The organism is Streptomyces sp. NPDC102441 (assembly GCF_044765585.1).
Lineage (GTDB): Bacteria > Actinomycetota > Actinomycetes > Streptomycetales > Streptomycetaceae > Streptomyces.
Map to the genome: position 1 here is coordinate 182392 of NZ_JBIWKH010000014.1, position 18593 is coordinate 200984.

The window sequence follows — 18593 nt, forward strand, 5'->3', positions numbered from 1 at the left end:
CACGCCCACTCCTCAGCTTCCCGTACTGCGGTACGCCCGCAGCCCCACCCGCCACGCCAGCCCCGCGAGCACCCAGCACCCCGCCGCCACCACCGGCGGCAGGAACGCCACCCACCGGGGAAGGTCCAGCGGATAGTCCCGCCCCAGCACGTACAGGGCAGGCAGCCAGCTCACGAAAGCCAGCGGCACCACGAACGTCACCCCGCGCACCAGGTCCTTCGCGAAGACCGTCGGCGGGTACTGAAGCATCGTCGTCCCTCCGTACGTGAACGCGTTCTGCACCTCCGAGGCGTCCTGCGCGTAGAACTGGAACGCCGCCCCCACCACGAACACCGCCCCGAAGATCGCCGCCCCGCTCAGCACCATCAGCGGCAGCATCACCACCTTGAGCGGCGACCAGTCGATGTCCAGCGTCAACAGCGCGTAGCCCAGCACCAGCAGGCCCTGCGTGATCCGCCCCAGCCTGCGCAGCGCGAACCGGTCGGCCGCCACCTGCGCCAGCACCGGGGCCGGCCGCACCAGCAGCGTGTCCAGCGTCCCGTCCCGCACCCGGCGCCCCAGCCGGTCCATCGACCCGAGCACCAGATCGGCCAGCCCGAACGCGGTCGCCGACGTCCCGTAGAGCAACGCGACCTCCGACAGGGTGAACCCGCCCAGTACATCGACATGCGCGAACATCAGCATGATCGTGACGAAGTCGAACCCCGTCGCCACGAAGTTCCCGACCGTCGTCATCACGAACGACGCGCGGTACGCCATCGTCGAGCGCAGCCACATCGCCACGATCAGCCCGTACGCCCGCACCCCGTCGACCAGCGGGGACCGCTCGGCGAACAGCGTCTCCGGCTCCACGGCCGCGACACGCTCCGCCCGGACCTCAGCCACCCTGGACCACCACCCTTCTGGTCGCCACCGACTGCAGCAGACGCCCCGCCACCAGCAGCACCGCCGCCCAGCCGGCCTGGAAGGCGTACGCCCGCACGACCTCCCAGCCCGCGTACCGGCCGAGGAACACATCGGCCGGGACCTGGAGCAGCGACGACCACGGCAGGACGCGGGCCAGCTCCCCGAGCCACCCCGGGAACAGAGTCAGCGGCAGCATCATCCCCGAGAAGAACAGCCCGGCCAGCGAGGCGATCTGTATCGCGCCCGCCCCGTCCATCAGCCAGAACGCCGACAGCGCCACCAGATAACGCACCCCGAAGCTCACCACGACCCCGAGCGCCACCGACACCAGGAAGGCCAGCCAGGTCCACGGCGAACCCGGCAGCGCCAGATCGAAGGCCAGCGCCCCCAGCACCATCGGCACGATCCCGCGCCCCAGCAGATGGAACGCGGCCCGGCCCAGGTCCCCCGCCAGCCACCACAGCTGCAGATCCGCCGGACGGTACAGATCGACCGCGATGTCGCCCGTACGGATCCGCTCCATGAGCTCGTCCTCGAAGCCGCCGCCCATCATCGCGCAGGTCATCAGCAGGGCCTGACCCAGCCACACATAGGTCAGCGCCTGCGACATGTCGTAGCCGCCGAGCTGCGGTCTCTCGTCCCACAGGGCGATGTAGGTGTACGCCATGATGAATCCGAAGACGGTGTTGGTGAACACCCCCGCGAGCGTCGCCACCCGGTAGGTGGCATACCGCCGGAACCCACCGGCCGCCACCACGGCATAGAGCCGCACCTCGCCCCCCTCAATCCGCCAAAGCGCACGACGTTAGTCCACGGCGTTCGGCCGCCGCGACCCCATTTCCGTGGAGGGATCCGAGGGTTATCCGTCCGAAAAGTGCACTATAGGAAAATCATCCGTAGTCGAGGAGCCTCCACAGTCATGAGCCAAGAGCCACCGCAGCACGGCGGAGACCCTGGTCAGCAGGGCGCCGAGGGCTGGGCCCCCCGAGACCTCTCGGCCGCGGGCCCCACCACCGACCCCGACCACCCGAACGGCGCACAGAGCCCCAAGGGGCGCAAAAAACGCCCCAATCGGCCCAAGCGCACCGGCTGGCGCCGGGCCGTCCCCACCTGGCGCATGACCCTCGGCGGCGTACTCCTCCTCGCGCTGCTCGTCGTCGGCGGATTCATCGCCGGCTACCAGCTCATCGACATCCCCGCCGCCAACGCCGCCGCGACCGCACAGGCCAACGTCTACGTGTACGCCGACGGGAAGACCGTCATCGCCCGCGACGGCGAGATCAACCGCGAGAAGATCCCGCTGGACCGCATCCCCCCCACCATCCAGCACGCCGTACTCGCCGCCGAGGACCGGGACTTCTACTCCGAGGACGCCATCGACATCAAGGCCACCCTCCGCGCCGGCTGGAACACCGTCACCGGCAAGGGCAGACAGGGCGGCTCCACCATCACCCAGCAGTACGTCAAGAACTACTACCTCGGCCAGGAACAGACCGTCGTCCGCAAGGCCAAGGAATTCTTCATCTCCATCAAGCTCGACCGCGAACAGAGCAAGGACGAGATCCTCGAGGGCTACCTCAACACCAGCTACTTCGGCCGCAACGCCTACGGCATCCAGGCCGCCTCCCACGCCTACTACGGCAAGGACGTCGACGACCTCGACGCCGGCGAAGGCGCCTACCTCGCCTCCCTGCTCAACGCCCCCAGCTCCTACGACGTCGTCGCCCACCCCGAGAACAAACAGGCCGTCCTCGCCCGCTGGGACTACGTACTCGACGGCATGGTCAAACACGACTGGCTCAGCGCCACCGACCGCAGGGCGATGACCTTCCCCGTCCCCGGAAAGGCCAAGCCCGCCACCGCACTCTCCGGCCAGCGCGGCTACATCGTCCAGGCCGTCGAGCACTACCTCACCGCCAACAAGATCATCGACGAGGACACCCTCGCCACCGGCGGCTACCGCATCACCACCACACTCCAGAAACCGAAGCAGGACGCCCTCGTCGAAGCCGTCCAGGACAACGTCCTGTCCAAGACGAGCGACGACCGCGAGGCCGACCGCAACGTCCGCGCCGGCGGCGCCTCCATCGACCCCGCCACCGGCCACGTCGTCGCCCTCTACGGCGGCGTCGACTACACGAAGCAGTACGTCAACAACGCCACCCGCCGCGACTACCAGGTCGGATCCACCTTCAAGCCGTTCGTCCTCGCCGCCGCCCTCGCCAACGGGTCCACCACCCAGAAGGACCGCGACATCACCCCCAACACCCGCTACGACGGCACCAACGAACGCACCGTCCAGAGCGCCACCGGCTCCACCGGCTACTCCCCCGCCAACGAGGACGACGTCGACTACGGCTCCATCACCGTCCGCGAGGCCACCGACAAATCCGTCAACGCCGTCTACGCCCAGATGGCCCAGGACGTCGGACCCGACGAGGTCAAGGACACCGCGGTCGCCCTCGGCATCCCCCAGGACACCCCCGACCTCACGGCCTCCCCGTCCATCGCGCTCGGCCCCGCCACCGCCAGCGTCATCGACATGGCCTCCGCCTACGCCACCCTCGCCGACCACGGCAGACAGCGCCCCCACACCCTCGTCGCCAAGATCAGCAAGAACGCCACCGAGCTCGACCTCCCCGCCAGGAACACCCGCCGGGCCATCAGCCGCGAAGCCGCCGACACCACCACCTCCGTCCTGCGGAGCGTCGTCGACGGCGGCACCGGCACCGCCGCCCTCGGCGCGGGCCGCCCCGCCGCGGGAAAGACGGGCACCGCCGAGGAGGACAAGGCCGCCTGGTTCGCCGGCTACACCCCCGACCTGGCCACCGTCATCGCCGTCATGGGCCAGGACCCCAGGACCGGCATCCAGAAACCCCTCTACGGCGCACTCGGCCTGGCCCGCATGAACGGCGGCGGCGCACCCGCCCAGACCTGGGCCGCGTACACCAGGGCCGCACTGGAAGGCAGCGAGGTACAGGGCTTCGACCTGGAGGCCGACGAGGGCCCCGAAGAGCCCGACCCCGACGCGAGCGGCGAGAGCGAGGACACCGAGGAAGCCGGAGGCACCAAGTCGCCGAGGGACGGCACCGAAAAGCCCGGCACCGGCGATGCCCACAAGAAGCGGGACGGCGACCGCCCCCGCGCACCGGAAGCCTCCCCCGCGGCGGGGGCACCCCGCACGGCCACCCCCGCCGCCGCACCCTCACGCACCCCTGCCGCCAGGGAGGCGTCCGGCGACCACCCCACCGACCGGCGGGGCGGGGACAGCACAGACATCAGGGACGACGACAGGGACAGCCGGAGCCCCTCCGGACCCGTCCGCCCCTGAACGGGAGATCTGCGCCGGACACCGGAACGGAGCCGGACCGGGCCGCCGGACCGAACCGCTGATCGGGCGCGGATCGGGGCGCGGATCGGGGCGCGGATCGGATACGGCACGAGCGGATTGGCCAAAGCTTTGCCCGTGGCTGGATCCTTCCCGCCCTCGCGCCTCCAGGAGCCCGGCACCGGGGCGAGGACGGGCCTCCCCGGGGCATGTCTTCGCAAAGAGCCGTACTGGTTGCGTCCGAAAATCGCGGGGCGGTCCTGCCCAGCGCGTTACGGCCGTGTTGACCCGGACCGAGGGCATGTCACAGGCTCATTACATAGGTGCTGGATACAACTTGTTGCCGTCCGGCCCGCCAGTCCGCCCTGCCCCGGCACCCCGGCCGGAAGCAGTGGCCCGGAGGCCCGACGGCGACCGGAAACAGAAGGAATACCGGATGTGCGGCATCACCGGATGGATTTCCTTCGACCGTGACCTGCGGGCCTCGGCCGACACACTCGACACGATGACGGAGACGATGTCCTGCCGCGGCCCGGACGACCGCGGGACCTGGATCGACGGGCCCGCCGGACTCGGCCACCGCCGACTGGCCATCATCGACCTGCCGGGCGGACGCCAGCCCATGACCGTCGACACCCCCCAGGGCGCCGTGGCCATGGTCTACTCCGGCGAGACGTACAACTACACCGAACTCCGGCAGGAACTCGCACGGCGCGGCCACCGCTTCACCACCGACTCCGACACGGAGGTCGTGCTGCGCGGCTACGTGGAATGGGGCGAGGCCGTCGCCGAACGCCTCAACGGCATGTACGCCTTCGCCATATGGGACAGCCGGCACGACAAGCTCGTGATGATCCGCGACCGCATGGGCATCAAGCCCTTCTACTACTACGAGACCCCCGACGGCGTCCTCTTCGGGTCCGAGCCCAAGGCCATCCTCGCCAACCCGCTCGCCAAGCCGCGCGTCACCCTCGACGGCCTGCGCGAACTGTTCACTTTCGTGAAAACTCCGGGCCACGCGGTGTGGGACGGCATGCACGAGGTCGAACCCGGCACCGTCGTCACCGTGGACCGCGGCGGCCTGCGCCGGCACGTCTACTGGCAGCTGGAGACCCAGCCGCACACCGACGACCGCGACACCACCATCGCCACCGTCCGGTCACTCCTCGACGACATCGTGCGCCGCCAGCTCGTCTCGGACGTGCCCCGCTGCACCCTGCTGTCCGGAGGGCTCGACTCCTCCGCCATGACCGCGCTGGCCGCCCGTCAGCTCGGCGAGACCGGTGAGACCGTCCGCAGCTTCGCCGTCGACTTCGCCGGACAGACCGAGAACTTCGTCGCCGACGAGCTACGCGGAACCCCCGACACACCCTTCGTCCACGACGTGGCACGGATGGCCGGCACCGACCACCGCGACATCGTGCTCGACTCCCACGCGCTCGCCGACCCCGAGGTCCGCTCCCAGGTGATCCGGGCCCGTGACATACCCATGGGCTTCGGAGACATGGACGCCTCGCTCTACCTGCTCTTCAAATCGATACGCGAGCACTCCACGGTCGCCCTGTCCGGCGAGTCCGCCGACGAGGTCTTCGGCGGCTACCTCCAGTTCTTCGACGAAGAAGCCCGCAAGTCCGAGACCTTCCCCTGGCTGGCGCAGTTCAGCCGGCACTTCGGCGACGACGCCGACGTGCTCCGCCCGGACCTCGCCGCCGGCCTCGACCTCACCTCGTACGTCGCGGACAGCTACCACGACGCGGTCTCCGGCATCCAGCGGCTCGACGGCGAGAGCGACCTCGAGTACACGATGCGCAAGATCAGCCACCAGCACCTGACCCGCTTCGTACGTGTGCTGCTGGACCGCAAGGACCGGGCCAGCATGGCCGTCGGCCTCGAGGTACGCGTGCCGTTCTGCGACCACCGCCTCGTCGAATACGTCTACAACTCCCCCTGGGCCCTGAAGTCCTTCGACGGCCGGGAGAAGAGCCTGCTGCGCGAGGCCACCGCCGACGTCCTGCCACGCTCGGTGTACGACAGGGTCAAGAGCCCGTACCCCTCCACCCAGGACCCCAAATACGCCCTGGCGCTCCAGGACCACGCCAAGGACCTGCTCTCCCGGCCCTCGCACCGGGTCTTCGACATCGTGGACCCGGCACGCGTCGAGTCGGCCGCCGGCCGGGACACCCCGCAGATCTCCCAGGCGTCCCGGCGCGGGCTGGAACGCACCCTGGACCTCGCCCTCTGGCTCGACATGTACTCCCCCGAACTGGTCCTGTCCTGACCGGACGGAGACCGGAGCGCACAGCCGGCCGGTGACGAACGGACCCGGGGCGCGGCCGGCGGCCGCGCCCCGGGTCCGGGTCCGCCACGGAGGTGCGCTAATGCCCGGACGTCGCCTTCAGCCCCACCACAGCCACCAGCAGCAGACAGACGAAGAAAATACGCGCGGCCGTCACCGGCTCATGCAGCACCACCATGCCCAGCACCGCCGCACCGGCCGCACCGATCCCCACCCACACGCCGTACGCCGTACCGATCGGCAGCGTCTTCGCCGCCTGCGACAGCAGCATCATGCTCGCCACGATCCCCAGGCCGGTGAACACGCTCGGCCACAGCCTGGTGAACCCCTCGGTGTACTTCATCCCGATCGACCAGCCCACTTCCAGCAGACCGGCCACGACCAGCAGAACCCACGCCACGACAGAACCTCCACGACGAAACACGCGAACAACACGAGTGCGTCGTCTTTGCGGAAACCCGGTACGGCGCGTCTCGTCGGGGTCACACCACCGTAGCAACAAACAGCCGAAAGGCCTGGTGACAACGGTCACCAGGCCCACTCACACCACACCTGCCTACAGATAGAGCCCGGTCGAATCCACCGAACCCTCGAACCGGTCCGCGGCCACCGCGTGCAGGTCCCGCTCACGCATCAGCACATAGGCCACACCCCGAACCTCGACCTCGGCACGGTCCTCGGGGTCGTACAGCACCCGGTCACCCGGCTCCACCGTCCGCACGTTCTGGCCGACCGCGACCACCTCGGCCCACGCCAGACGCCGGCCGACCGCCGCCGTCGCCGGAATCAGGATCCCGCCGCCCGACCGCCGCTCACCCTCGGGCGAATCGGACCGGACCAGCACACGGTCGTGCAGCATCCGGATCGGCAGCTTGTCGTCGGTGGTGCTCATACCGTTGTCGCTCACGCCCCGAACCTACCTGCCCCGAACCGGTCCACACGCCCCAGGGCCCGCACGGAGCCCGCTGTCAGCGCCTCTTGCGACGCGCACACCGGGAGGACCTGGAAGACCGCGAGGACCGGGAGGACAGCGTCAGCAGCGCGACCGCACCGGCCACCACAAGCGCCGCCGGAACCACCCGCTCCAGCCGCGGCGAACCGTCCTCGGCGACGAACTGCGCCTTCACGTCCGAGACCGAACGGTTCACCGCGACGAACGCACGCCCCGCCGTCCGGTCCACCGTCGACGCGACCTTGGCCTTCGCGTCACCGATCATCGTCTTCGGGTGCACCCGCACCCCGATCTCGTCCAGCACCACCGCAAGCTGCTCACGCCTGCTGATGATGTCCGCCTCGATCTGCGCAGGGGTCCTGGTATCCGACACTGCGCCGCCTCCGTGGGTGTCGTCGGGTAAACCTTCATCGACAGTCTGTCAGCTCGGCCGCCCCTACACCCGGCGGCACCCCCTATTACGCTCGGTGCCACACAGCCCGCGTGCCACTCGAGGAGAAACATGAGCGAGCGACTCCAGACCGGCGACACCGCCCCCGCCTTCACCCTTCCGGACGCCGACGGCAACGAGGTCTCGCTCGCGGACCACAAGGGCCGCAAGGTCATCGTCTACTTCTACCCCGCCGCGCTTACCCCCGGTTGCACCAAGCAGGCCTGCGACTTCACGGACAACCTGGACCTCCTCACCGGAGCCGGCTACGACGTCATCGGCGTGTCGCCCGACAGGCCCGAGAAGCTCGCGAAGTTTCGCGAGAAGGAGAACCTCAAGGTCACCCTGGTCGGCGACCCCTCCAAGGAGACCCTGGAGGTCTACGGCGCGTTCGGCGAGAAGAAGCTCTACGGCAAAGTGGTGACAGGAGTGATCCGCTCCACGATTGTGGTCGACGAAGAGGGCAAGGTGGAGAAGGCCCTCTACAACGTCAAGGCGACCGGCCACGTCGCCAAGATCATCAAGGATCTCGGGATCTGACCCCGGTTCGTGGGGATCTCGACCGAAAAAGGTGTGAGCGAGATCGCAATCCCCGGTGGATTCGGTTTGCAACCGCCATGACTGCGCAGAAGCCTTTCCTGGAACACCGTTCGACGAAAGGAACCGGCCATGGCGGCCTCCGACCCCCACCAGGCGGCCGACCCGGATGCGGTCAAACGTCACCCAGCGCTCTTCCGCGCCGTCCGGAAGCGCCAGAACCCCAGGCTCCGCCGGACCGACATCACCATCACCGACGACCAGGCGGTCAAGCGCGCGGTGAAGGCGGCGTCGCTCGGTAACGCCATGGAGTGGTTCGACTTCGGCATCTACTCCTACCTGGCCGTCACCATCGGGCATGTCTTCTTCCCCTCGACGAACGACACCACCCAGCTCCTTTCGTCCTTCGCGACCTTCGCCGTGGCCTTCCTCGTCCGGCCGCTCGGCGGCATGTTCTTCGGCCCGATGGGTGACAAGGTCGGCCGCAAGAAGGTCCTGGCCCTCACCATGATCCTCATGGCGATCGGCACCTTCGCGATCGGCCTGATCCCCTCCCACGGCACCATCGGCGTCTGGGCCGCGGTCCTGCTCATCTTCTTCCGGATGCTCCAGGGCTTCTCCACCGGCGGTGAGTACGGCGGCGCCTCGACCTTCATCGCCGAGTACGCCCCCGACAAGCGCCGCGGCTTCTTCGGCAGCTTCCTCGAATTCGGCACCCTGGCCGGCTACGTCGGCGCCGCCGGGCTCGTCACCCTCCTGTACGCCGTCCTGGACACCGGCCAGATGGAGTCCTGGGGCTGGCGCATCCCGTTCCTCGTCGCCGGTCCCCTCGGCCTCGTAGGCCTCTACCTGCGACTCCGCCTGGACGAGACGCCCGCCTTCCAGAAGCTCGAGGGCGGCACCGCCCACGCCACGGAGGCCGCGGACCACGTCGAGACCACCGCCAAGGGCGACCTCGCCAAGATCTTCCGCCAGTACTGGCCGACGCTGATCCTCTGCATCGCCCTGGTCGGCGCGTACAACATCACCGACTACATGCTGCTGTCGTACATGCCGACGTACCTCTCGGACGAGCTCGGCTACAGCGAGACCCACGGCCTGCTCATCCTGCTCGCCGTCATGGTCTTCCTGATGCTGATCATCAGCCAGTTCGGCAAGCTCTCCGACCGCTTCGGCCGTAAGCCGATACTGATGACCGGCATGGTGGGCTTCCTGGTCCTCTCGCTCCCGGCCTTCCTCCTGATCCGCCAGGGCAGCATCCCGGCGATCACCATCGGCATGCTGATGCTGGGCCTCTCCCTGGTCTGCATGCTGGGCACGATGTCCGCCGCGCTCCCGGCCCTGTTCCCGACCAACGTCCGCTACGGCTCCCTGTCGGTCGGCTACAACCTCTCGGCCTCGATCTTCGGCGGCACGACCCCGCTGGTGATCACCGCCCTGATCAGCTGGAGCGGCTCGAACCTGATGCCGGCGTACTACGCGATGGCGGCGGCCCTGGTCGGCGTGATCGCGGTGGCCTGCATGAAGGAGACCGCCAACCAGCCCCTGGCCGGCTCCCCGCCCTCGGTGGAGACGGAAGAAGAGGCAGCCGAAATGGTCCACGCCCAGAGCCCGGACCCGAAGTTCTGACACACGCCAGTCACGGAAGGGCCCGTACCGCCACAAAGCGGTACGGGCCCTTCCGCATCTCATCGCATTACGGACGTAACCATCCGATTAACGGTTCGTTGCTCCGTACGAGGCCGCGAACGCGCGGCCGGATACGGAGGAGGGGACGTGAGGGTGGTCCGGTACACCCGCGAACTGCTCGAAGAAGCAGCGCGCGAGACAAATAACTGCAACGACGCCGTGCGGTGGTGCGGGGGAACACCGACACCAGGGAGCAGGCGCTACCTGCGGGCCAGAATGTCCGAGTCGGAGATCGACATCTCACACTTTGTCGATACCAGAGTGCGCCACACGGAGGAGAAGTTGCGCGAGCTGGTCGCCTGCTCCAAGAGCGTGGCGGAAGTCGTTCGCCGACTTGGCATCAACCCGGTAGGGGGCAACCAAACCCACATCGGCCGTCGGATCGCCGCCCTCCGTATCGACACGTCGCACTTTCTCCGCACACCCCGACGCCGCCCCAAGGGCGCCCTGGGCAACCCGCTGACCCTGGGCTCTCCGTCGAACGGCAGAATTCCCGGCGACCGGCTGTACCGGGAGCTCCTGCGGACGGGCATCGCGGAGTCGTGCGCCCTGTGCGGCATCGGCACGGAGTGGAACGGCAGGCCGCTACGCCTCGAGGTCGACCATATGAGTGGCGAATGGTGGGACAACCGACCGGCCAATTTGCGCCTGCTCTGCCCGAACTGCCATGCCGTTACGGATACCTATCGCGGGCGCAACCGCCGGAGGCCCGTATGAGCAACCAGAACAAGTACCCACGCGACTTGCTGGCCCGCACCGCAGCCGCCTCCACCAGCCTCGTCGACCTGCTCGGTCGATTGGGTGCACCGCTGGGCAGTAGACCTCTCCGCTACGTGCGCAATCGGCTGAAGCTCTACGGCATCGATACCTCACACTTCGTTGACGACGCCCTCCCCGAACGAAAGAAGCGGTCGTACACGCGGGAGCTCCTCGAGGAAGCCGCCACTCATGCACACAGCATCCGGGAAATACTGGAGTACATGGGGGTCCCGCCCGACGACGGCCCCTACGGCTACATCAGGAAGAGGCTCGACCGCCTTGGGATCGACACCTCACACTTCACCAACGGCCGCAGATACGGCTCACCTCTGACCTCCCGTTACGAACTGGCCTCTGCCGTCGCTGAGTCCAAGAGCATGGCCGGAGTATTGAAACTTCTCGGCCATACAAACAACGGCGCGGCTCGCGCCCGCCTGAAACGGAGTCTCGCCGAATACGGCCTCTCAACCGCCCACTTCACTGGTCAGGGACACACCAGGGGCTCCAGATCTCCTTACCGCAAGGCCGCATCCGAGATCCTTCAGCGCGGGGAGTCCGGCTCCGCACGGACCCGAACCACACTCCTGCGTCGTGCACTCGACGAGATCGGCGTCCCGCGTATGTGTTCCGCGTGTGGCCTCGGGGACACCTGGCAGGGCAAGCGTCTCGTGCTGGAGATCGATCACATCAGCGGTGACCATCTGGACAATCGTTGCGAGAACCTGCGCTACTTGTGTCCGTCATGCCACAGCCAGACCGCAACCTTCTCAAAGCGGCGAAGGCCCACCCAGTACAGTAGTGAAGCGCGGGCCCGTACCCCAGCAGGCTAGAGGGCGCCGGCTTAGAACCGGTGTGTCGTGGGTTCAAATCCCACCGGGCCCACAGGTCAGATGAGGTCTTCACCTTCATATCAAAGGTGAAGACCTCATCTGTCAGCCCACCAGCTCCCGCACCACCGGCACCAGCGCCCGGAACGCCTTGCCCCGGTGGCTGATCGCGTTCTTCTCCGCCGGGGTCAGCTCCGCGCAGGTCCGGGTCTCGCCGTCCGGGACGAGGATCGGGTCGTAGCCGAAGCCGTACGCGCCGGCCGGGACCTGGCGCAAAGTGCCCGTGAGGCGGCCCTCGACCACGCGTTCCGTGCCGTCGGGGAGGGCCAGGGCCGCGGCGCAGGCGAAGTAGGCGCCGCGGTGCGGGGTGTCGATGTCGCCGAGCTGGGCGATGAGCAGGTCCAGGTTGGCCTTGTCGTCGCCGTGAATGCCGGACCAGCGGGCCGAGAAGATGCCGGGGGCTCCGCCGAGTACGTCGACGCAGAGGCCGCTGTCGTCGGCGACGGCGGGGTGGCCGGTGGCCCGGGCCAGGGCGTGGGCCTTGAGGAGGGCGTTCTCGGCGAAGGTGACGCCGGTTTCCTTGACGTCGGGGATGTCGGGGTACGCGTCCGCGCCGACGAGGTCGTGGCTCAGACCCGCGTCGGCGAGGATCGCGTGGAGTTCGGTGATTTTCCCGGCGTTGCGGGTGGCGAGGATCAGGCGCGTCATGCGTCGATTATCGCCGCCCGGTCACGGGGTGCAGACCTTGCCGATCTCGGTGGCCGCGTCGGTGACGGGGGTGATGTCGGGGGTGGCGTCGCCCTTGTCGATGGAGTCGCGGACGTTGGTCACGCCTGCCTGGAGGTCGTCGACGGCCTTGCTCAGGTCGGCGTTGTCGGTGGTGTCGCCGAGGTCCTTGAGTTCCTTGTCGATCTGGTCCAGGGCTTCCGAGGCCTGTGTCGGGTCGTCGGAGGCGTCGGATATCGCCTGCTGGAGGCTGTTGACGCTGGTGGCGATGGCGTCGGCGGTGCGGACGCAGTCCAGGGCCTTGTCGACGGCGCCGCAGCCTACGGCGGCGGTGAGTGTCAGCAGGGTGGTCGTGACGACGAGTGCGGTGCGATGGTGACGACGGCGCGAGGCCATGGTGCGGTCCCTCCCCAGGGTCGGATACGTGGACGGACGCACGGTTCGACCCGTGCGCCCGTACTCGTCACGACGCTGTGCGCTGCGTATTTGGTTGCTTCTTTACCCGGCTTTACTCGCCGAGAGTGCGGGCGAGTGCCTCTTCCTGGAGCTTGGCCAGGTCGGTGCAGCCGGCGGTGGCGAGATCGAGGAGCGCGTTGAGCTCGGCTCGGTCGAAGGGTTCGGCCTCGGCGGTGCCCTGGACCTCGACGAAGCGGCCGTCGCCGGTGCAGACGACGTTCATGTCGGTGTCGGCGCGGACGTCCTCCTCGTAGCAGAGGTCGAGGAGGGGGAGGCCGTCGACGATGCCGACGCTGACCGCGGCGACGGTGCCGGTGAGCGGCTTGCGGCCGTGCTTGATGATCTTCTTGCCCTGGGCCCAGGCGATGGCGTCGGCGAGGGCGACGTAGGCGCCGGTGATGGCGGCGGTGCGGGTGCCGCCGTCGGCCTGGAGGACGTCGCAGTCGAGGACGATGGTGTTCTCGCCGAGGGCCTTGTAGTCGATCACCGCGCGCAGGGAGCGGCCGATGAGGCGGCTGATCTCGTGGGTGCGGCCGCCGATCTTGCCGCGTACGGATTCGCGGTCGCCGCGGGTGTTGGTGGAGCGGGGCAGCATGGAGTACTCGGCGGTGACCCAGCCTTCGCCGCTGCCCTTGCGCCAGCGCGGGACGCCTTCGGTGACGGAGGCGGTGCAGAAGACCTTGGTGTCACCGAAGGAGATGAGTACGGAGCCTTCGGCGTGCTTGCTCCATCCGCGTTCGATGGTGACGGGGCGGAGCTGTTCGGGGGTGCGGCCGTCGATACGAGACATGGCGTCGAGCCTATCGGCTGGCGTGGCCGGGTCTGTTCGGGTGCACCGCAGGCCCCGCTCCGGGCCGGTGGGGGCGGGGAGCGGGGCCTGCGTGCGGACCTGGTGGGCCGGCCGGGTCAGCCGGTCACATCATGTCTTCGATGTCGGCGGCGAGGGGGTCGGCGTCGGTGCCGATGACGACCTGGATCGCGGTGCCCATCTTGACGACGCCGTGCGCTCCGGCGGCCTTGAGCGCGGCTTCGTCGACCTTGCTGGGGTCGTGGACCTCGGTGCGGAGGCGGGTGATGCAGCCTTCGATCTCGTCGATGTTCTCGATACCGCCGAGCCCGGCGACGATCTTCTCAGCCTTGCTGGCCATGTCCTTCTCCCTGGTCTGTGCGTGCGTGGGGCGGCCCACCGTGGGTCCGTTTCGTCACGGTAACGCACGGTTGGCCCAACTTCACGGGCGGGTAACCGCGCAGTCCCCAATGATGACGATCACCGGCGCCCTGCCTTCCGGCAGGGCTCCGCACCGTATCGCGACTGGTCTACACCAGTTTGCAACGCCCGCCAAACCAGGTGTGTTCCGGGAGGATGCCGATGAGTGCGAACGCGGCGGCAGCATCGCAGCGGAAGTGGTGGAACGGGCCGGTCCAGGGGCTGCAGAAGGTCGGCCGAAGCCTGCAGCTGCCGGTCGCCGTACTGCCCGCGGCGGGCCTCCTCGTCAGCCTCGGCAACCTCTTCGACTCGTATCTGGACGGCGCCTTCTGGAACAAGACGTCCAAGGTCCTGCTCAACGGCGGAAACGCCATCCTGGACGGCACCGTCGGACTCCCCCTGCTGTTCTGCATCGGCGTCGCGATCGGCTTCGCGAAGAAGGCGGACGGCTCGACGGCGCTGGCCGCCGTCGTCGGCTTCCTCGTCTACCGGGGGGTGCTGACGGCGTTCCCCGTGGACGGTTCCGTGACGGAGGCCCTCCCCGACGGCGAGCCCCAGAACCCGGGGGTCCTGGGCGGCATCCTCATCGGCCTGCTCACCGCGGTCGTGTGGCAGCGGTACCACCGCACGAAGCTGGTCGACTGGCTGGGGTTCTTCAACGGGCGCCGGCTGGTGCCGATCCTGATGGCGTTCCTCTGCGTGATCCTGGGCGTGCTGTTCGGTCTTCTGTGGCAGCCCGTCGGTGATGCGCTGACGTGGTTCTCCAAGCATCTGATCGACCTCGGCGCGTGGGGCGCGGCCATCTTCGGCTTCGCGAACCGGCTGCTGATCCCGATCGGGATGCATCAGTTCCTGAACACGTTCTTCTGGTTCCAGGCGGGCGAGTTCACCGGCGGCGACGGCAAGACCGTGCAGGGCGACATCTCCCGCTTCTTCGCGGAGGACCCGTCGGCGGGGCAGTTCACCTCGGGGTTCTTCCCCATCATGATGTTCGGCCTGCCCGCAGCGGCCCTGGCCATCGCCCACACGGCGCGGCCGGAGCGGCGCAAGGAGGTGACGGGCCTGATGGTGTCCGTGGCGCTGACGTCGTTCGTGACGGGTGTGACGGAGCCGCTGGAGTTCTCGTTCATGTTCGTCGCGCCGCTGCTGTACGGGGTGCACGCGGTGCTGACCGGTGTGTCGATGGGGGTGACGTGGGCGCTGGGAGTGCACGCGGGGTTCAGCTTCTCGGCCGGGCTGATCGACTACGTCGTCAACTGGCACCTGGATACGAAGCCGTGGCTGATCATCCCGATCGGGCTCTGTTTCGCGGTGATCTACTATGTGATCTTCCGGTTCGCGATCACCAAGTTCAACCTCCAGACGCCGGGGCGTGAGCCCTTGGACGAGGAGGACAAGATCGAGGAGGACCTCACGAAGTAGAGGCTCCCCCGCCCTTCCTCGCGACCCCCGGACCCGACGGTCCGGGGGTTTCGCCGTGTCACCCAGAGTGGTGGCGGAACTACACGGCATTTGGCAGGGAATCGCAGGTTCCTTATCTCACCCTCACCGTGCTAAAACTGGTCTACACCACTGAGTGGTCCAGACCACGCGGCCGCTTTCCCGCCGCGTTCCTCGAGTCGCCGCCTCCCTTAAATCAATGACATGGGCGGCACCTTGCCCCATGGAGGAAGTTGATGAGTACGGATACCGCTGCGCCGGCGCCCGAGAAAAAGAAGGGCGCGGGCATCATGTCCGTCATGCAGCGCATCGGCCGCAGCCTCATGCTGCCGGTCGCCGTGCTGCCCGCGGGCGCGCTCCTGGTCCGTCTCGGTAACCCGGACATGCTCGGGCGCGACTCGTTCCCGGACTTCATCGTCAAGATCGCCGGTTTCATGGCGGCGGGCGGCAACGCGATCCTCGACAACATGCCGCTGCTGTTCGCCGTCGGTATCGCGATCGGCTTCGCCAAGAAGTCGGACGGTTCCACCGCCCTCGCGGCGGTCACCGGCTACCTGGTCTTCAAGAACGTCCTCGCCACCTTCACCGACAGCAACCTGCCCAAGGTCGCGAGCGTGGTGGACGGCAAGATCGTCATGAACGAGGCACCGGTCAACGCCGGGGTGCTCGGTGGTGTCGTGATGGGCATAGTCGTCGCCCTGCTGTACCAGCGCTACTACCGGAAGACGCTGCCCGCCTGGGCCGGTTTCTTCGGCGGCCGCCGCCTGGTCCCGATCCTCTCCGCGTTCGCGGGTCTGCTGATCGGTATCGTCTTCGGATACATCTGGCCGGTGCTCGGCACCGCGCTGCACAACTTCGGTGAGTGGCTGGTCGGTTCGGGCGCGGTCGGTGCGGGCATCTTCGGTGTCGCCAACCGTGCGCTGATCCCCGTCGGCATGCACCACCTGCTCAACTCCTTCCCGTGGTTCCAGGCGGGTTCGTTCGAGGGCAAGAGCGGTGACATCAACCGCTTCCTGGCCGGCGACCCGACCGCCGGGCAGTTCATGACCGGCTTCTTCCCGATCATGATGTTCGCCCTTCCGGCGGCCTGCCTCGCGATCGTGCACTGCGCTCGTCCGGAGCGCCGCAAGGTCGTCGGCGGCATGATGTTCTCGCTCGCCGCCACCGCGTTCGTGACGGGTGTCACGGAGCCGATCGAGTTCACGTTCATGTTCATCGCGCCGGTGCTGTACGCGATCCACGCGGTGCTGACCGGTGTCTCGATGGCCCTCACATGGGGGCTGGGCATGAAGGACGGCTTCGGCTTCTCGGCCGGCGCGGTCGACTTCTTCCTCAACCTGGGCATCGCGACGAAACCCTGGCTGCTGGTGCTGGTCGGCCTCTGCTTCGCGGTGGTCTACTACGTGGTCTTCCGCTTCGCGATCACGAAGTTCAACCTGCCGACGCCCGGCCGCGAGTCCGACGAGGAGCTCGCAGAGCTCCAGAAGGCCGAGGCCAAGTAGTCCGGCCGGTCCCCGTACGACACGCTGAGAGCCCCACCTCCCGCGCGGGAGGTGGGGCTCTCTGCGTGGCCGGGCGCTAGGGTCTTTCGTTTGGATCAGGCTGGAGCCCAGCATGATCCAAACGAGAGGCCCTAGATCTCGTACACCGCGCCCGGCACCGCCAGCTCGACCGGGCCGTCGTAGACGTCCCGGGCGTCGGTGAGGTTGCGTTCGGCGTCCGTCCACGGCGGGATGTGGGTGAGGACGAGGCGTCCCGCCTTGGCGCGGGCGGCGTACTCGCCTGCCTCGCGGCCGTTGAGGTGGAGGTCCGGGATGTCCTCCTTGCCATGGATGAACGATGCTTCACAGAGGAACAGATCAGCGCCCTCGGCGAGTTCGGCCAGCGCCTCGCAGCTGCCGGTGTCGCCGGAGTAGGTGAGCACCCGCCCGTTGTGCTCGACCCTGATCCCGTAGGTGTCGACGGGGTGGCAGAGCTTCTCCGTACGGACCGAGAAGGGGCCGATCTCGAACGATCCGGACTTCAGCGTGTGGAAGTCGAAGACCTCGCCCATCGCGTGGTCGGACGGGGTGTCGGCGTGGGCCGTGGTGAGCCGCTGCTCGGTGCCGTCGGGGCCGTACACGGGGATCGCGGCGGGGCGTCCGCCGTCGAAGCGGTAGTAGCGGACGACGAAGTACGCGCACATGTCGATGCAGTGATCGGCATGGAGGTGGCTGAGGAAGATGGCGTCGAGGTCGTAGAGACCTACATGGCGCTGCAGCTCGCCCAGGGCGCCGTTGCCCATGTCAAGGAGCAGCCGGAAGCCGTCGGCCTCTACGAGGTAGCTCGAGCATGCCGAACCCGCGGACGGGAACGAGCCGGAGCAGCCGACGACGGTGAGCTTCATGGAGCGTGAACCTCCGAGGCGTGGGAACGGGGAGGGTTCGTGCGGTCCGTCGAGCGTAAGGCGCGAAACCACTGGTCGCTCCTCCACGGCCTGCCGTTGTGGGGGAACTCACCTGTGCTGTCACCGGTTCGATGGAAGGCCGGGTGTCGCGGGGCGCCGGTACGGTCGGGATATGAACACGTGGTGGTGGTTGGCGCTGGTCGCCGTTGTCCTGTTGGCACTCGTGGCGACGGTCTCCGACGCGCGGGGGCGGGGCGGGCGTGGTCCGCAGCGTCCGGGCGGGCGGACGCGTCCTCCGGGGCGTGCTCCGGAGCGGAAGAGGGGGCGTCCGCACGGGGTGCCCAGGCCCGGCGAGATCTGGTGGGCGGATGTGCCGTTCGAGGACGGGCCGGGGTCGAAGGACCGGCCGTGTCTTGTGCTGTCGGTGCGGGGTGGCACGGCGGTCGTCGCCAAGATCACCAGCAAGCATCATGAGGAGCGGCCGGGGGTGATCGCTCTGCCGCCGGGTTCGGTGGGGGACTCGCACGGGCGGCAGAGCTTCCTGGAGACGGACGAGCTGCGGGACGTGGCGGTGTCCGGGTTCCGCCGGAAGGCGGGCGATCTGGACGGGAAGGTGTGGGGCCGGGTGCGCGGGCTGGGGTGAGCATGCGGGAG

The 18593-nt window shown here is 68.3% G+C and carries 19 protein-coding genes, 1 tRNA gene and 1 riboswitch; of the genes, 10 read left to right on the forward strand and 10 right to left on the reverse strand.

Going from position 1 to position 18593, the window contains the following annotated elements; genetic code table 11:
* Positions 1-12 precede the first annotated feature (12 nt).
* Positions 13-885: an ABC transporter permease gene (locus ACIREO_RS28900; protein WP_404115415.1), complete on the reverse strand. Its 873-nt coding sequence runs from the start codon at positions 883-885 to the stop codon at positions 13-15.
* Entirely contained in the window at positions 878-1678 is an 801-nt protein-coding gene (locus tag ACIREO_RS28905) for an ABC transporter permease (RefSeq protein WP_404115417.1), read from the reverse strand. Before ACIREO_RS28905 ends, ACIREO_RS28900 begins: the two co-directional genes overlap by 8 nt.
* A gap of 147 nt (positions 1679-1825) precedes the next feature.
* Between ACIREO_RS28905 and ACIREO_RS28910 the strand changes: the two genes are divergently transcribed.
* Together ACIREO_RS28910 and asnB are read left to right on the forward strand one after the other, a co-directional pair.
* Positions 1826-4237 (forward strand): transglycosylase domain-containing protein, encoded by a 2412-nt coding sequence (locus ACIREO_RS28910; RefSeq protein WP_404115419.1) that lies wholly within the window; start codon positions 1826-1828, stop codon positions 4235-4237.
* A gap of 433 nt (positions 4238-4670) precedes the next feature.
* Positions 4671-6512, forward strand: coding sequence for an asparagine synthase (glutamine-hydrolyzing) (gene asnB, locus ACIREO_RS28915; RefSeq protein WP_404115421.1), 1842 nt, complete (start codon positions 4671-4673; stop codon positions 6510-6512).
* Positions 6513-6609: 97 nt separating this feature from the next.
* On the opposite strand, the gene ACIREO_RS28920 is transcribed toward asnB, so the two are convergent.
* From ACIREO_RS28920 to ACIREO_RS28930, 3 genes are all read right to left on the reverse strand, one after another.
* On the reverse strand, positions 6610-6930 hold the full coding sequence (locus ACIREO_RS28920) for a multidrug efflux SMR transporter (RefSeq protein ID WP_104786197.1): 321 nt from the start codon (positions 6928-6930) through the stop codon (positions 6610-6612).
* Between the two features lie 36 nt (positions 6931-6966).
* Positions 6967-7032, reverse strand: a riboswitch (guanidine-III (ykkC-III) riboswitch).
* A gap of 54 nt (positions 7033-7086) precedes the next feature.
* Positions 7087-7422: a co-chaperone GroES gene (locus tag ACIREO_RS28925; RefSeq protein ID WP_351276788.1), complete on the reverse strand. Its 336-nt coding sequence runs from the start codon at positions 7420-7422 to the stop codon at positions 7087-7089.
* 76 nt (positions 7423-7498) lie between these two features.
* Positions 7499-7855: a DUF3618 domain-containing protein gene (locus ACIREO_RS28930; RefSeq protein WP_404115423.1), complete on the reverse strand. Its 357-nt coding sequence runs from the start codon at positions 7853-7855 to the stop codon at positions 7499-7501.
* 129 nt (positions 7856-7984) lie between these two features.
* Between ACIREO_RS28930 and bcp the strand changes: the two genes are divergently transcribed.
* The 5 genes from bcp to ACIREO_RS28955 all read left to right on the forward strand — a co-directional run bounded on the left by bcp (position 7985) and on the right by ACIREO_RS28955 (position 11779).
* Complete coding sequence (bcp, locus tag ACIREO_RS28935; protein ID WP_404115425.1) at positions 7985-8452, forward strand: thioredoxin-dependent thiol peroxidase; 468 nt, start codon at positions 7985-7987, stop codon at positions 8450-8452.
* Positions 8453-8581: 129 nt separating this feature from the next.
* A complete protein-coding gene (gene proP / locus ACIREO_RS28940) occupies positions 8582-10078 on the forward strand; it encodes a glycine betaine/L-proline transporter ProP (RefSeq protein WP_404115427.1) in 1497 nt (498 codons plus the stop codon).
* A gap of 147 nt (positions 10079-10225) precedes the next feature.
* Complete coding sequence (locus tag ACIREO_RS28945) at positions 10226-10855, forward strand: HNH endonuclease (protein WP_404115429.1); 630 nt, start codon at positions 10226-10228, stop codon at positions 10853-10855.
* Positions 10852-11727 carry an HNH endonuclease signature motif containing protein gene (locus tag ACIREO_RS28950; protein ID WP_404115431.1) on the forward strand — a complete coding sequence of 292 codons (876 nt, stop codon included), beginning with the start codon at positions 10852-10854 and terminating at the stop codon, positions 11725-11727. The genes ACIREO_RS28945 and ACIREO_RS28950 overlap by 4 nt, the downstream gene beginning before the upstream one ends.
* Positions 11705-11779: transfer RNA gene (locus ACIREO_RS28955), tRNA-Leu, on the forward strand. The genes ACIREO_RS28950 and ACIREO_RS28955 overlap by 23 nt, the downstream gene beginning before the upstream one ends.
* Before the next feature lie 50 nt (positions 11780-11829).
* Here the strand turns inward: ACIREO_RS28955 and rdgB are convergent.
* The 4 genes from rdgB to ACIREO_RS28975 form a co-directional block, all read right to left on the reverse strand.
* Positions 11830-12432 (reverse strand): RdgB/HAM1 family non-canonical purine NTP pyrophosphatase, encoded by a 603-nt coding sequence (rdgB, locus tag ACIREO_RS28960; protein WP_404115433.1) that lies wholly within the window; start codon positions 12430-12432, stop codon positions 11830-11832.
* Positions 12433-12453: 21 nt separating this feature from the next.
* A complete protein-coding gene (locus ACIREO_RS28965; protein ID WP_404115435.1) occupies positions 12454-12846 on the reverse strand; it encodes a hypothetical protein in 393 nt (130 codons plus the stop codon).
* A gap of 112 nt (positions 12847-12958) precedes the next feature.
* Complete coding sequence (rph, locus tag ACIREO_RS28970; protein WP_404115437.1) at positions 12959-13696, reverse strand: ribonuclease PH; 738 nt, start codon at positions 13694-13696, stop codon at positions 12959-12961.
* A 124-nt stretch (positions 13697-13820) separates the two neighbouring features.
* Entirely contained in the window at positions 13821-14093 is a 273-nt protein-coding gene (locus ACIREO_RS28975; protein ID WP_404115439.1) for a glucose PTS transporter subunit EIIB, read from the reverse strand.
* A 182-nt stretch (positions 14094-14275) separates the two neighbouring features.
* Between ACIREO_RS28975 and ACIREO_RS28980 the strand changes: the two genes are divergently transcribed.
* Positions 14276-15535, forward strand: a complete 1260-nt coding sequence (locus ACIREO_RS28980) for a PTS transporter subunit EIIC (protein ID WP_404115441.1) — start codon at positions 14276-14278, stop codon at positions 15533-15535.
* Positions 15536-15789: 254 nt separating this feature from the next.
* A complete protein-coding gene (locus ACIREO_RS28985; RefSeq protein ID WP_404115443.1) occupies positions 15790-17055 on the forward strand; it encodes a PTS transporter subunit EIIC in 1266 nt (421 codons plus the stop codon).
* Between the two features lie 131 nt (positions 17056-17186).
* On the opposite strand, the gene ACIREO_RS28990 is transcribed toward ACIREO_RS28985, so the two are convergent.
* Positions 17187-17939, reverse strand: a complete 753-nt coding sequence (locus ACIREO_RS28990; protein ID WP_404115445.1) for an MBL fold metallo-hydrolase — start codon at positions 17937-17939, stop codon at positions 17187-17189.
* Positions 17940-18111: 172 nt separating this feature from the next.
* Here ACIREO_RS28990 and ACIREO_RS28995 point away from each other — a divergent pair, with 172 nt between their 5' ends.
* Positions 18112-18582 (forward strand): type II toxin-antitoxin system PemK/MazF family toxin, encoded by a 471-nt coding sequence (locus ACIREO_RS28995; protein WP_404115447.1) that lies wholly within the window; start codon positions 18112-18114, stop codon positions 18580-18582.
* The last annotated feature ends 11 nt before the right edge of the window (positions 18583-18593 follow it).

Excerpts from the sequence above, each read along its gene's own strand:
- ACIREO_RS28910 (WP_404115419.1), top strand. The coding sequence starts at position 1,826 with ATGAGCCAAGAGCCACCGCAGCACGGCGGAGACCCTGGTCAGCAGGGC.
- asnB (WP_404115421.1), top strand. The coding sequence starts at position 4,671 with ATGTGCGGCATCACCGGATGGATTTCCTTCGACCGTGACCTGCGGGCC.
- ACIREO_RS28925 (WP_351276788.1), bottom strand. The coding sequence starts at position 7,422 with ATGAGCACCACCGACGACAAGCTGCCGATCCGGATGCTGCACGACCGT.
- bcp (WP_404115425.1), top strand. The coding sequence starts at position 7,985 with ATGAGCGAGCGACTCCAGACCGGCGACACCGCCCCCGCCTTCACCCTT.
- proP (WP_404115427.1), top strand. The coding sequence starts at position 8,582 with ATGGCGGCCTCCGACCCCCACCAGGCGGCCGACCCGGATGCGGTCAAA.
- ACIREO_RS28950 (WP_404115431.1), top strand. The coding sequence starts at position 10,852 with ATGAGCAACCAGAACAAGTACCCACGCGACTTGCTGGCCCGCACCGCA.
- rdgB (WP_404115433.1), bottom strand. The coding sequence starts at position 12,432 with ATGACGCGCCTGATCCTCGCCACCCGCAACGCCGGGAAAATCACCGAA.
- ACIREO_RS28965 (WP_404115435.1), bottom strand. The coding sequence starts at position 12,846 with ATGGCCTCGCGCCGTCGTCACCATCGCACCGCACTCGTCGTCACGACC.
- rph (WP_404115437.1), bottom strand. The coding sequence starts at position 13,696 with ATGTCTCGTATCGACGGCCGCACCCCCGAACAGCTCCGCCCCGTCACC.
- ACIREO_RS28980 (WP_404115441.1), top strand. The coding sequence starts at position 14,276 with ATGAGTGCGAACGCGGCGGCAGCATCGCAGCGGAAGTGGTGGAACGGG.
- ACIREO_RS28985 (WP_404115443.1), top strand. The coding sequence starts at position 15,790 with ATGAGTACGGATACCGCTGCGCCGGCGCCCGAGAAAAAGAAGGGCGCG.
- ACIREO_RS28990 (WP_404115445.1), bottom strand. The coding sequence starts at position 17,939 with ATGAAGCTCACCGTCGTCGGCTGCTCCGGCTCGTTCCCGTCCGCGGGT.
- ACIREO_RS28995 (WP_404115447.1), top strand. The coding sequence starts at position 18,112 with ATGAACACGTGGTGGTGGTTGGCGCTGGTCGCCGTTGTCCTGTTGGCA.